Source organism: Mucilaginibacter pocheonensis (genome assembly GCF_031456535.1).
GTDB classification, from domain to species: domain Bacteria; phylum Bacteroidota; class Bacteroidia; order Sphingobacteriales; family Sphingobacteriaceae; genus Mucilaginibacter; species Mucilaginibacter pocheonensis.
In genome coordinates this window covers 193,397-206,179 of the sequence record NZ_JAVDUU010000002.1, presented here as the reverse complement: position 1 = coordinate 206,179, position 12,783 = coordinate 193,397, and the positions used below count along the sequence as shown (strand labels likewise).

The window sequence follows — 12,783 nt, the reverse complement described above, 5'->3', positions numbered from 1 at the left end:
GTAGATTACCCCGCTATAATTAAACTTGTTTCAGGGTCCCTCATGCAGAGTTAAACACAATTCTTTCTTGTGGGGATGCCGGAATAAATTCAGCATGACGAGGTAAATCTTTACATGCCATTCAGCATCTCCATATCAAACTTTGGTTTGAGGGTATATTTAAGTTGTACCAAACCGCTGCTGAATTGTTCGCTGCTGAGGAGTATCAGATCGGTACGTTCTTTTATGCCGGTAAAAAGCGGTTTGCCAGCACCCAAAATCACTGGGTGTACCGACAATAACAATTCATTGATTTGATTTTCAGCTATAAATGCCGATACCAGTTCGGCGCCACCATACAGCCATATATTGGCGCCCGGCTGGTTCCTTATTTCATAAACACGTTGCTTAAAATCATCTTTGGTAATAATTTCGTTATTCCCTTCGACGTGGGTAAGGGTATTTGAAAACACATACATTTTTAGCGCCGCGAACATTTCCGGATAGGCATTCATGAGCATTTCATAACTTTTGCGACCCATGAATATGGCGTCGGAATTGTTTAAAAATTCAGTCATGCCATAATCCTGGTCTGCAAAACACCAGTCATATTCGCCATTTGGTCCTTCAATATAGCCGTCAAGGCTCACAGCGAGGTTCAGGATTATTTTCCGCATAATGTATTTTATAAGTAAGGCAATTATTCTTCGTCAACAACGCGGTACTTTTCCTGCCATTGTTTGCTAAATGATTTTTCGGCTACGTTTGGCATATCCCGCAAATGCCCCCATGATTTCTTAAAGAAAGTTTTAAGGAGATAATTTTTCATTTTGCCACCAAAAAAATCCATGAATTTGCGTTTAAGCATCCCCTTTTTCCAGATGTTCCAACCCCAGCGTTCTTTGGCAGTAACTAAATGTTCATTTACAGCGTCGCGGCGGTTGAGAAGCAGCATTTTGTGAATATCAATTTTTACCGGGCAAACCTCGGTACACCTGCCGCATAAGCTCGACGCATAGCTCAGGTGCTTAAATTCATCCATTCCGCGTTCATGCGGAGTAATGATGGAGCCAATTGGGCCACTATAGGTGGTATTATAAGCGTGGCCGCCAATATTTTTATAAATTGGACAGGCATTTAAGCAAGCGCCGCAACGAATACAGTACAAGCCCTGCCGTTGCTCTTTTTGAGCCAGCAGATTAGTACGGCCATTGTCAAGCAGGATCACGTACATTTCATCCGGGCCGTCAGTTTCATCAGGCTGGCGAGGGCCGCTTAAAATGGTATTGTATACGGTAAGGTTTTGCCCTGTACCATGTGTTGAAAGCATGGGCCAGAAAAGGTCGAGATCAGTAATGGATGGAATGAGCTTTTCGATGCCAACTATAGCAATATGTATTTTAGGGAATGTAGTACATAATCGTGCATTGCCCTCATTTTCGCTGATGGCGATGCTGCCGGTATCTGCCAGCAGAAAGTTGGCGCCGGTAATGCCCACATCGGCCTGTAAATATTTATCACGCAGTAATTCGCGGGCTTTTAAGGTGAGCTGCTCCGGTGTGGCATCTACAGGGGTGCCAAAGCGCTCATGAAATAACCTGGCAATATCCTCTTTACTAAGGTGCATGGCCGGTGTAACAATATGGTAAGGCTTTTGCCCCAGCAACTGTACAATATATTCGCCCAGGTCGGTTTCCAATGACTCTACCTGGTTGCTTTGCAGAAACTCATTTAAATGAATTTCTTCCGTAACCATTGATTTTGATTTTACAACTGTTTTTGCGTTTGCTTTTTGGATGATGTTCAATATTTCGCGATTGGCCTCTTCGGCATCATTGGCCCATATCACTTTACCTCCGCGTTTTTGGAAATTGGCTTCAAACTCCGGTAAAAATTTATCCAGGTTTTCCATCACCTTCCATTTAATCACATGCCCTTTGCGCTTGGCATTGTCAAGATTAATGATACGGGAAAGACCACGTGCTACCGAGACGCTGTATTTATCAATGTTATTATTGATAATACGACGATGATCAACATCAAATGCCTTCTCTTCAGAGGCTACCAAAAACTCTTCCGCAGTGCTTCCCATATATGCGAAAATAAGGTTTTTTGTTTAAGTTTTGAATAATGAGCTCTGGGTAGTTAGTGGTTAGCGATGGATAAATAACAAAAGATTGAGTAGTACAGATCAAAAATCCACTGTTATAACTCACCATTCACTACTCACTTGCTTTTCCATCAACCAGGGGGCGCTTATCACGGTTGGCAAGTTCCCACCCGGTATAAAATACCAACTGCGCGCGTTTGGCCAACAGCGGAAAATTAATTTTGCTTACCTCATCGCCGGGTTGATGATAATCATCATGCACGCCGTTAAAGTAAAATATAATGGGGACGCCATGTTTAGCAAAGTTATAATGATCGCTGCGGTAGTAAAAACGGTTTGGGTCATCAGGGTCATCATATTTATAATCCAGGCGCAGTTGGGTATAGGTATTGTTGGCTTGCTCGCCAATGTTATGCAGTTCTTTACTAAGCATAGCTGAGCCTATTGCGTAAACATAATTTGCAGAATCAGGCTTGCCAATGTATTCATAGCCTACACGGCCAATCATATCAATATTAAGATCAGTAATGGTGCTGGCCAGCGGAAAAACCGGATGCTCTGAGTAGTACTCAGAACCAAGCAGGCCTTTTTCTTCGCCAACATTCCCTAAAAACAGAATACTGCGGCGCGGGCCGTGCCCGTCTTTTTTAGCCTTGGCAAATGCCCGGGCAATTTCAAGGATACCTGTGGTGCCCGAACCGTCGTCATCAGCGCCATTGTTAACCCGGTCTTTAGCTGATGCTTCGGGATTAAGACCAATATGATCGTAATGAGCCGAGAATATCAATACCTCATTTTTAAGATCGGTACCGGGCATATAACCAAGTACATCAACAGCTTTTACATCGCTTTTTGTAGTGCTATAGTTGATAGTTATACTGCTTTTAATAGTTAAGGTAGGCACAACGGCAGCAGTCGAAGCTGTTTTTAATTCATCATAAGTTTTGCCGACTGGTTTTACCAATTCATCGGCCAGGGCTGTGGTGATATTAAATACGGGAGCGTTGGTATTTGCAGGCTTGGCTACCGCGTGTTTAAGCGTAAGCCGCGGACTTGTTACGCTTTTGCCAAAGCGGTTAAGCGCCCCGGCAATGCCAGGGTTAGCGGCAAGTATAGCTGCCGGGTTTTTGCTTTGCAGGTATTTAATGGTTTTGGTGCGACTGGCTGTTAGGCGATAGCTGGTGCTTGGGGTTGTGCCGGCTTGGGGTTTATCCTCATTTATCCAGAGCAATATTTTCCCGGTAAGGTCGGTACTGCCAATTTCACTGTCGGTTCCATAACCTACAAATACAACATCATTTACATTGATGTTATTATCTGGGTATGCGCCGTTCAGAAAAAAATCCTGCCCATACTCAAATGTTTTTTGGTTAACGGTAAAGGCCGTTACTTTTAATGCGTTTTGAGTTAACGGCACATCCAGAAAATACGACCCATTTACCGGGGCTTCCAAACCTAACTTTTTAAATTCGGCCGCTATATAGTTTGCCGCTTTTTGGGCACCCGGTGTACCTGTTTCACGACCCTCAAACGCGTCTGAAGCTAATATGCTCAAATGTTTTTTGGCATCATCGGCTGTAATGAGATTGGCATATTTTACAACTGTGGGATTTTGTTGGGCACAGGCAGTTAACGCAAAAGCCGATGTAAACACCCATAAATATAATTTTTTCATGTAGTATGTTTAGTTCAAGTTAACGGTACAAGAGTAAAAGAGATGTTTTAGCCTGCCTATTTAACAGGCAATTTTACCGACGCGGGTGGCATGGCGGCCACCTTCAAAATCGGTGTTCAAGAAAACCGCGACAATTTTTTTTGCCTCATCAATACTGATAAAACGCGCAGGGATACATAGAATATTTGCATTGTTGTGCTTGCGGGCAAGTTCGGCCAGTTCCTGGTTCCAGCATATAGCAGCACGGATGCCCTGGTGTTTATTGGCAGTTATGGCCACTCCGTTGGCACTTCCGCAAACCAGAACGCCTAAATCAAAACCACCATTTTCAACTGCCAAAGCAACCGGATGTGCAAAATCAGGATAATCGGCAGAAGAGCTGGAGTAAGTGCCGAAATCTTTTAGCTCGCTTGCTTGTAAAGTTTCCAGTAATGCTTGTTTATAGTCAAAGCCGGCATGGTCGGCACCAATGGCAATCTTTAGCCCTTCTTTCATTAGTTTACAGTATATTTTATGTAGGATACAAATGTGCAAATTTCTGATGACAGATTAAAAGTTAAAGAATGTGCAGTAAATTATGAAGCCATTATTTTTAAATGAGAAAAGCTGCTCTAAGGCAGCTTTTCTCGTTTTTATTGCACGTTAACATGTTACGATTTCATGAACTCTTCGTCCTTTTTGAGCCTTCTTTTTTCAACGAGGCCGGCAACCACAATACTTACTTCGTAAAGAATAAACAACGGGATACTTACAACGGTCATGGTAAGCATATCAGGCGTTGGCGTTACAATGGCTGCAATAATCAGTATTACCACGATGGCATACCTACGGGTGTCGCGCATAAACTTAGGTGTTAAAACACCCAGGTTTGATAATATGTATACCAAAATTGGCAGCTGGAAAACTACACCGGTAGCCAGTGTTAGGGTAGCAACTGACGATATATAAGAATCAATGGTGAATAAATTTTGGATCTTTGTACTTACCGTATAGCCCGATAAAAAATTGATAGACATTGGTGTAATAACGTAGTACCCAAAAAGTATACCCATAAAAAACAGCATACATGCGTAAAAAACAAAACCTGTGGCTGCTTTGCGCTCTTTCTCGTGCAGGGCAGGCTTTATAAAGCGCCATATTTCCCAGATAAGGTAGGGAATACCCAGCGTAATGCCTATTAAAAGTGCCGAGTTGATTTGCAGTGTAAACTGCCCGGCCATTTCGGTATTGATAAGGCTTATGTTGATCTTATCAATGCAAAAACCCGAACGGTGTAAAGCAGCACCGATTTGGCACAGCATACGGTATGTCCAGAAGGTGGGCCGACCGGGGCCCATGATCACCGTATCAAAAATCCAATCGTAAAAGTAAAATACTATCGTAGTAAATATCACAATAGCCACTGATGCCCTGATCAAATGCCACCTCAAAGCCTCCAAATGATCGAAAAAAGACATCTCTGCCTCCATCGTTTTGCCTTTATCTTTTATGGCTTTAATTAACTTATTGTCGCTCATTTGTGTGTGTAAGTGCCACTGGTGCACTATTGTGCTAAGTACGTTTTATTGTATGAAGATAGTTTGAATTTATTTTAAAATTCAAAGGTTTCCATAAACTTGGTAGTAAAGTTACCCGCACGGAAATTAGAGTCCTGCAGCAATTTAAGATGGAATGGTATAGTTGTTTTAACACCTTCTATCACAAATTCGCTCAATGCCCGTTCCATAGTGCTTAGGGCTTCATCGCGGGTTTGTGCTACGCAAATCACTTTAGCTATCATTGAATCATAGTTAGGCGGTATTACATAACCCGTATAAACGTGGGTATCAATACGTACGCCGTGACCACCCGGCGAATGAAAATTGGTTATTTTACCCGGTGACGGACGGAAACCGTTAAATGGATCTTCGGCATTAATGCGGCACTCGATAGCGTGCATGGTTGGCTCGTAGTTTTTACCTGATATAGGAATACCTGCAGCAACTTTTATTTGCTCTTTGATCAGGTCAAAATTGATCACCTCCTCGGTAACCGGGTGTTCAACCTGTATACGGGTATTCATCTCCATAAAGTAAAAGTTGCGGTCTTTGTCAACCAAAAACTCAACAGTGCCAGCTCCTTCATATTTAACGGCTTTTGCGCCTTTTATAGCGGCTTCGCCCATTTTTTTGCGGAGCTTCTCGGTCATGAACGGTGATGGTGATTCTTCAACCAGTTTCTGATGGCGGCGCTGTATAGAGCAGTCGCGTTCAGAGAGGTGGCATACCTTACCATATTGGTCGCCTACAACCTGTATCTCAATATGGCGTGGGTCCTGTACATATTTTTCCAGGTAAAGGCCATCATTACCAAAAGCGGCGCCTGATTCGGCACGTGCCGAATCCCAGGCATTTTCAAACTCACTGTCTTTCCACACAATGCGCATACCACGGCCACCACCGCCGGCAGTAGCTTTAAGTATAATGGGATAACCTATTTTATTGGCAATGCTTATGCCTTGTTTTACATCAGTAAGCAAACCGTCAGAACCGGGAACTATGGGTACGCCGGCTTTTTTCATGGTTTCTTTTGCCGATGATTTATCGCCCATCGAGTTGATCTGGTCGGCAGTGGCACCAATAAATTTGATACCATAATCGGCGCAGATGGCAGAGAACTTGGCATTTTCAGATAAAAAGCCATAACCTGGATGTATGGCATCGGCATTGGTAAGCTCCGCAGCCGAAATGATATTTGGGATATTTAAGTATGAATCGCGGCTTGGCGGAGGACCTATGCAAACAGCCTCATCGGCAAAACGTACATGAAGGCTATCACGGTCGGCCGTTGAATATACAGCTACGGTTTTAATACCCATCTCTTTGCAGGTACGGATAATTCGCAGAGCTATTTCGCCCCGGTTAGCTATTAATATTTTTTTAAACATCTTTTTTGTTAGTTATTAGCTGATCGAGTTAAGTGGTTGAGTAAGGTACAACCACCCACAGAGGTGAGCTTTAATTAGTTACAGGTTGAATAAATCTTAAACGAGCAATTAACCGCTCGCATAATCAACCATTCAACCTAATCAACTTAACAATTATATAGGTTCAACTAAAAATAAAGGCTGGTCGTACTCCACCGGAGATGCGTTATCAACCAGCACTTTAACTATACGGCCCGAAATTTCGGATTCAATTTCGTTAAAAAGTTTCATCGCTTCAATGATGCAAACCACAGAGCCGGTTTTGATCTCATCACCAACGTTTACAAACAATGGTTTATCAGGACTGGCAGAACGGTAAAAAGTACCGATCATTGGCGATTTGATAGTTAAAAACCTTGAAGTGTCCTCAGCAGCCGGTACTGCCGGTGTGGCCACAGGTGCAGCTACCGGTGCCGGCGCAGCAGCAAGCGCTGCCGGTGCAGTTTGTGCAGGTATAGTAGCATTGATAACCGCGGGCTGTACCTCATTGGTTTTTATAGTGATCTTAAAATCTTTTTGCTCAATTGACACTTCGTTTACGCCCGATTTTGAAACAAAACGAATAAGGTCCTGAATTTGTTTAATATCCATACTTAGGGATTGATTGGTTTTGGATAAAGTTTATTATCTAAATTATGATGTGAAAATATGCAAATGTGTAAATGTTTTTTATTAGTTAAAGTAACATTAATTAATAAACAGATGTTTTAATTTTCTGATCAGCTCACTCAAAATTTGAATGCCCGACATTTAAAACCTGCACACTGTACTAATAAGCCCATTTTAAATATACGGAACCCCAGGTAAATCCGCCGCCAAAAGCAGCTAAAATAAGATTATCGCCTTTTTTAAATTTACTTTCCCACTCCCATAAGCATAGTGGAATGGTTCCATTGGTAGTATTGCCGTAACGTTCAATATTAATGATCACTTTGTCTGCGCTAAGGCCTGTGCGGCTGGCAGTGGCATCAATAATACGCTTGTTGGCCTGGTGTGGCACCAGCCATGCAACATCATCACTTGTAAGGTGGTTCCGTTCCATTACCTCATGTGCAACGTCAGCCATATTGGTTACAGCAAATTTAAAAACAGCCGGACCTTCCTGGTAAGCAAAGTGTTCGTGAGCGTCAACTGTGGCGTGGGATGCCGGTTTTACGGATCCGCCGGCTTTTTGGTGCAGATAAGGCACGCCCGAGCCATCGCTTTTTAATATAGAATCTATAACGCCGTTACCTTCGGTATCGGGTTCGAGCAGTACAGCACCACAGCCATCTCCAAAAATGATGCAGGTGGCGCGGTCTTCATAATTAATTATTGATGACATTTTATCGCCGCCAATAACCAATACTTTTTTATGTTTCCCGCTTTCAACAAACTGAGCGCCTGTAGTAAGGCCATATATAAAACCTGAGCAGGCTGCCTGTAAATCAAATCCCCAGGCATTTACCGCCCCAACCTTATTGGCCAATATATTGGCTGTTGCCGGGAATGGCATATCGGGTGTGGTGGTGCAAAAAATAATGAGATCAATCTCATCGGCACCAATACCGCGTTTTTTTAACAATGCATTAACCGCCGGAACTGCCAGGTCAGATGTACCTAAGCCTTCGCCTTTTAAGATACGGCGCTCCCTAATGCCGGTACGGCTCACTATCCACTCATCATTTGTATCAACCAGCGTTTCAAGCTCCTGGTTGGTTAAAATGTAGTCAGGAACATAGCCATGTACAGCAGTAATAGCGGCGTGAATTTTACTCATCTTTTATTTTTTTACTGAAACGCTTGTTTAATTTTATCAACCAGGCGGCTCTCAACCATATTTCTTGATAAGAGAACCATATTTTTAATAGCCTCGGGGCTTGAAATTCCGTGGCCTACAATTACGGGTGCATTTACGCCCAGAATAGGACTGCCGCCATATTGCTCATAATTGAACCGGTCAAAAAATTCGTCTTTTAGCTGTTTCTTTAATGTTATAACATAAAACGACTCGGCAAGCTTTAATATTACATTGCCGGTAAAACCATCGCATACATAAACATCGGCATTTTCACTGAACAGGTCGCGTCCTTCAACATTCCCTACAAAGTTAAATAATGATGTTTCTTTCATTAAAGGATAAGTAGCCTGGCAAAGGATATTGCCTTTTTCTTCTTCTTCGCCAATGTTCATGAGTGCAACGCGTGGATTATCAATATCATATACTGACTGTGCGAGCAAACTGCCAAGCACACCAAACTGAACTAAAACATCCGGCTTGCAATCGGCATTGGCACCTACATCCAACAAAATACCCAAACCTCCTTTAAGTTTGGGTACAATAGTTGTCATTGCAGGGCGTATAACACCCGGGATAGTTTTTACGCTGAACATAGCGCCTACAAGCATGGCTCCGGTATTCCCGGCTGATGAGAAAGCCTGTATCTGGCCTTCTTTAAGCAGCTGAAAACCAACCGCAATGCTTGAATCCGGTTTTTGAACAATGGCTTTAGTAGGATGTTCGCCCATACCTATCACCTCGGTTGTATGTACAAACTCGAAATGATCGGGGCTTACATTGTTTTCCTGAAGAATTGTAACGGTAAGATCTTTATCGCCGATAAGAACCAGCTTTTGGTCGGCAGACAAAGCCTTATAAGCTTCGATTGCCCCTAAAACGGTTGCTTTGGGAGCAAAATCACCGCCCATAATATCTAAGCCAATCTTCATTTTCAGAAAATTAAACTTATGCTACAGCTGCTTTTTCTATCAGTAATTTACCGTTGTAGTAAACGTTACCATCAACAGTATAAGCTCTGTGCGGCAAGTGTACAGCGCCGGTAGTTTGGCAGGTAGTTAAAGTTGGAGCTTCAGCTTTGTAGTGTGTTCTACGCTTATCTCTTCTTGATTTGGATATTTTACGTTTTGGATGTGGCATGATCCTGTTTTTTGTTATTTATTTATTTTTCTGAGTACATCCCACCGTGGGTCTGTGTGCTCACTTTGTTCATCATTTGCCGATAGGTTATTTAACTTCTCGAGCATTTCTTTATCACAATATGGGGTATTTCCCTCATCGTTACATACCGATATAAATGGCATGGCAACGTTTATGTATTCATATATTAACCCGGCAACATTGATCTCGTGATCATTTTTGTTTAGGGTGATGATCTCATCGTCCTCGTCAATAATCTCGTCGCTAAATTTAGCGATTTGCTGTTCGGTAATATCCAGCGGCTGCGGATATTGTGCCAAACACTTGTCGCAATTAGCATCAACGGTTCCTTTAATGTGGAAATTCAGGATCAGCATTGTTTCCTGTTTGTCCAACTCTACCTGGCACTGCAAATCAGCTTTTTTAACGAGCGAATACTCAAATTCGTCAAAAAAGGCATCATCAACAGTGTATTCAAACTGGTGTTTCCCCAATTTAAGCCCTGTAAAAGGAATCGAATATTTTTTAAGCGATTTCAATGAGCAACAATTAGCCCGCAAATGTATGGAAAAATACCATAAGTGGAAAGTGTTTTTTTAAAAAGGTAAAATGCTAAAGGTGAAGAGCAAAAGGTAAGAATTAAATATCAGACACCATATTAATTTAATATAATGAATTAAGTAAACCAAATACCAGGTTGGTATTTGACCTTTTGCTCAAATCGTTTAGCCTGATTTATATTTTCAGCCTGATGTTGATCTTATCCAACAATCCCGTGAGCCATACCATTACAAAGGCAAATATGATACATTTAATAAGCCCGCCCGTGCCCTGGCTTAAATATTCAGGATAGCCTATATTACTCATTTCGTACATAGGGTAGAATAAAAAAGGCACAATATAACAGGTAAAAGTATTGGTACCCGCCGGTTCAATGATCTTGAACCAGTTGTATTTATGTTTAAAATCGACCACGAAAATAAATATGGCATACATAACCAGACTTATACCTGTACAAATAAGCACCCATGAGGGGGTGTCACGTGCTTTTGAAATACCGCCACTAAAATAGCGAACTATAAAACCCATATTAAACATGATAATGGCTATTAATATGAGGGCGGCCCATAGCAGTTTTAGTTCATTACTGGCTTTGAGGCGCATATACAGCACTGAAGAAAATACCCCGGCCATAGTAAATGCCTGCATGGCGCCGTTGCCTGCTATCCATACATATTTTTGCAATCCGCTTAAAAAGTCAAGGAAGCCGAAATGAAAATCGATATTAAAGAACATAAAGAATATCCATGCGGTAGCCTGGATCCACAAATGCCCTTCGGAGTAATAATAAATGAGCGCGCATACCAGGTATGACCAGCCAATAAGGCCCAGGATGCCCCACCAGGTAAAATGCAGCCACGTATGACCAGGATCGCTGGTTTTGTATAGTACAGACATCACTAACAGTAACGCTACGCCAAAGCCCTGCAACAGGTAGCGCTTAAGGTTGGAGGTTTCTTTGCTGTAATCTAAAAATATAAAGAAGAAACTAAAAGTTACCAGGCTTTCCCAAACTGGTTTTGGCAACAGGGAAGTAACTTCATTATAGGTTTCCATATTGGCGTGGTAAAAGCCAATGAATATCAGCGCGAATGACCGGCTTACTATACGCGAAAGTAATTTATAATTGCCGCGCTTTAACCTGTTTTGAAATGCGAAGGGAATAGAAAGGCCTACAATAAATAAAAACGCGGGAAAAATAGTGTCAGCAAGCCCTAAGGCATCAACGTTCTCGCCTGCATGTTTTAACCAGGTTGGGGTATTTGGGATGCCATCAAGGTCATTCACAAATATCATCAGGAACATCGTTACGGCACGGAAAGCGTCAATGGAGCGGACACGACTAAAAAAATCATTCATTAAACTTGTAAATGCTTTATCTGAGCAAATGTTTTAATCTAACGTTAATTAAATTGAAACATTATTATTACAGCGTATATTTTAGTCCCTATCGCGGCTTAGCTTGGTAAACACTAAAGGATTTTCATTAAGTTCCAGCGTTTCGCGCCTGTGTTTTACGATATGGATAGCGGTAAATAATGCCTCACGGAATGATATTTCTGAGGCCAGGTTTTTGCCGGCTATATCGTATGCTGTTCCATGATCGGGTGAGGTGCGAACAAAGCTCAGGCCTGCTGTAAAGTTAACCCCCGATTCAAAAGCGATCTGTTTAAAAGGAATAAGGCCCTGGTCATGATACATGGCCAGTACGGCATCAAACTGTAAATAAGTTCCATTCGCAAAGAAACCGTCGGCCGGATAGGGGCCAAAGGCCATAATGTCATGGTTGCGGGCTTCTTCAAGAGCCGGTATTATCGTATCTTTCTCTTCGCTGCCAATCAGTCCGTTATCACTGGCATGCGGATTTAGGCCCAACACCGCAATTTTAGGTTTCCGGATCCAGAAATCGTTTTGCAGACTATGGTTCATTAGCTTAAGTTTGGCTAATATTTTTTCGATAGTAATGCTTTCTGCAACCTTAGCAATAGGTATATGGCCGGTCACCACACCAACCCGCAAGGTATCACTCACCAAAAACATGAGTGATTCGGCTGCGCCGTCACGTTCCTGCAGATATTCGGTATGGCCTGGAAAATTAAACTGGTCGCTTTGTATATTATCTTTGTTAATAGGTGCCGTAACCAGCGCATCAATATAACCCTCTTTTAAATCAAAGGTTGCGCGTTCAAGGGACTTAAAAGCATATTTACCTCCGGTTTCGGTAACAGAACCAAGCTCAATTTTTACATCTTCGTCCCAGCAATTGATCATGTTGGGTTTTTTATACTGCACCTGCGAAGGGTCATTTATAACCTGAAAATTAAGTTCATTAACATGTGTTGCCCGACGATGAAATGATGCTACCTTGGTATGGCCATAAACAATTGGAGTGCAATAATCATAAATGCGGCTATCGGCCAGGGTTTTGATAATTATTTCTAACCCTATTCCATTTACATCACCAATGCTTATCCCTACTTTAATTTTTTCGCTCATTTTTTTTATTAAGATTACACCGTTTTTATGAGTAATTGCACTGATAATAACCGGTATGTATAGTTAACAGTTACGCCTAA

General features: G+C 42.1%; 13 protein-coding genes. All 13 read right to left on the bottom strand.

All coding sequences use genetic code 11. The annotated features are described in order from the left end of the window. Positions 1 to 110: 110 nt before the first annotated feature. A complete protein-coding gene (locus J2W55_RS07715; protein WP_310093878.1) occupies positions 111 to 656 on the bottom strand; it encodes a dihydrofolate reductase family protein in 546 nt (181 codons plus the stop codon). Positions 657 to 679: 23 nt separating this feature from the next. Then, a complete protein-coding gene (locus J2W55_RS07710) occupies positions 680 to 2,071 on the bottom strand; it encodes a LutB/LldF family L-lactate oxidation iron-sulfur protein (protein WP_310093875.1) in 1,392 nt (463 codons plus the stop codon). A 130-nt stretch (positions 2,072 to 2,201) separates the two neighbouring features. Next, the gene (locus J2W55_RS07705; RefSeq protein WP_310093872.1) at positions 2,202 to 3,764 is read right to left on the bottom strand and encodes a M28 family peptidase; all 1,563 of its coding nucleotides are present in this window, start codon (positions 3,762 to 3,764) and stop codon (positions 2,202 to 2,204) included. Positions 3,765 to 3,824: 60 nt separating this feature from the next. Then, positions 3,825 to 4,259 carry a ribose 5-phosphate isomerase B gene (gene rpiB / locus J2W55_RS07700; protein ID WP_310093869.1) on the bottom strand — a complete coding sequence of 145 codons (435 nt, stop codon included), beginning with the start codon at positions 4,257 to 4,259 and terminating at the stop codon, positions 3,825 to 3,827. A 155-nt stretch (positions 4,260 to 4,414) separates the two neighbouring features. Further along, complete coding sequence (gene tatC, locus J2W55_RS07695; protein WP_310093867.1) at positions 4,415 to 5,281, bottom strand: twin-arginine translocase subunit TatC; 867 nt, start codon at positions 5,279 to 5,281, stop codon at positions 4,415 to 4,417. A gap of 74 nt (positions 5,282 to 5,355) precedes the next feature. Continuing rightward, entirely contained in the window at positions 5,356 to 6,690 is a 1,335-nt protein-coding gene (gene accC / locus J2W55_RS07690) for an acetyl-CoA carboxylase biotin carboxylase subunit (protein ID WP_310093864.1), read from the bottom strand. A gap of 153 nt (positions 6,691 to 6,843) precedes the next feature. Then, entirely contained in the window at positions 6,844 to 7,320 is a 477-nt protein-coding gene (gene accB, locus J2W55_RS07685; RefSeq protein WP_310093861.1) for an acetyl-CoA carboxylase biotin carboxyl carrier protein, read from the bottom strand. A gap of 178 nt (positions 7,321 to 7,498) precedes the next feature. Further along, entirely contained in the window at positions 7,499 to 8,488 is a 990-nt protein-coding gene (locus J2W55_RS07680) for a beta-ketoacyl-ACP synthase III (protein ID WP_310093858.1), read from the bottom strand. 11 nt (positions 8,489 to 8,499) lie between these two features. After that, positions 8,500 to 9,438, bottom strand: a complete 939-nt coding sequence (gene plsX, locus J2W55_RS07675) for a phosphate acyltransferase PlsX (RefSeq protein ID WP_310093855.1) — start codon at positions 9,436 to 9,438, stop codon at positions 8,500 to 8,502. A 16-nt stretch (positions 9,439 to 9,454) separates the two neighbouring features. Further along, positions 9,455 to 9,646: a 50S ribosomal protein L32 gene (rpmF, locus tag J2W55_RS07670; protein ID WP_076373869.1), complete on the bottom strand. Its 192-nt coding sequence runs from the start codon at positions 9,644 to 9,646 to the stop codon at positions 9,455 to 9,457. Between the two features lie 14 nt (positions 9,647 to 9,660). Beyond that, complete coding sequence (locus J2W55_RS07665; RefSeq protein WP_310093846.1) at positions 9,661 to 10,185, bottom strand: YceD family protein; 525 nt, start codon at positions 10,183 to 10,185, stop codon at positions 9,661 to 9,663. A 196-nt stretch (positions 10,186 to 10,381) separates the two neighbouring features. Then, positions 10,382 to 11,566 carry a DUF5009 domain-containing protein gene (locus tag J2W55_RS07660; RefSeq protein ID WP_310093844.1) on the bottom strand — a complete coding sequence of 395 codons (1,185 nt, stop codon included), beginning with the start codon at positions 11,564 to 11,566 and terminating at the stop codon, positions 10,382 to 10,384. An 81-nt stretch (positions 11,567 to 11,647) separates the two neighbouring features. Further along, positions 11,648 to 12,703: a 4-hydroxythreonine-4-phosphate dehydrogenase PdxA gene (pdxA, locus tag J2W55_RS07655; RefSeq protein WP_310093841.1), complete on the bottom strand. Its 1,056-nt coding sequence runs from the start codon at positions 12,701 to 12,703 to the stop codon at positions 11,648 to 11,650. Positions 12,704 to 12,783 lie beyond the last annotated feature (80 nt).

What these genes read in the sequence shown, in the direction of transcription:
- J2W55_RS07715 (WP_310093878.1), bottom strand. Translation starts at nt 656, where the DNA reads ATGCGGAAAATAATCCTGAACCTCGCTGTGAGCCTTGACGGCTATATT.
- J2W55_RS07710 (WP_310093875.1), bottom strand. Translation starts at nt 2,071, where the DNA reads ATGGGAAGCACTGCGGAAGAGTTTTTGGTAGCCTCTGAAGAGAAGGCA.
- J2W55_RS07705 (WP_310093872.1), bottom strand. Translation starts at nt 3,764, where the DNA reads ATGAAAAAATTATATTTATGGGTGTTTACATCGGCTTTTGCGTTAACT.
- rpiB (WP_310093869.1), bottom strand. Translation starts at nt 4,259, where the DNA reads ATGAAAGAAGGGCTAAAGATTGCCATTGGTGCCGACCATGCCGGCTTT.
- tatC (WP_310093867.1), bottom strand. Translation starts at nt 5,281, where the DNA reads ATGAGCGACAATAAGTTAATTAAAGCCATAAAAGATAAAGGCAAAACG.
- accC (WP_310093864.1), bottom strand. Translation starts at nt 6,690, where the DNA reads ATGTTTAAAAAAATATTAATAGCTAACCGGGGCGAAATAGCTCTGCGA.
- accB (WP_310093861.1), bottom strand. Translation starts at nt 7,320, where the DNA reads ATGGATATTAAACAAATTCAGGACCTTATTCGTTTTGTTTCAAAATCG.
- J2W55_RS07680 (WP_310093858.1), bottom strand. Translation starts at nt 8,488, where the DNA reads ATGAGTAAAATTCACGCCGCTATTACTGCTGTACATGGCTATGTTCCT.
- plsX (WP_310093855.1), bottom strand. Translation starts at nt 9,438, where the DNA reads ATGAAGATTGGCTTAGATATTATGGGCGGTGATTTTGCTCCCAAAGCA.
- rpmF (WP_076373869.1), bottom strand. Translation starts at nt 9,646, where the DNA reads ATGCCACATCCAAAACGTAAAATATCCAAATCAAGAAGAGATAAGCGT.
- J2W55_RS07660 (WP_310093844.1), bottom strand. Translation starts at nt 11,566, where the DNA reads ATGAATGATTTTTTTAGTCGTGTCCGCTCCATTGACGCTTTCCGTGCC.
- pdxA (WP_310093841.1), bottom strand. Translation starts at nt 12,703, where the DNA reads ATGAGCGAAAAAATTAAAGTAGGGATAAGCATTGGTGATGTAAATGGA.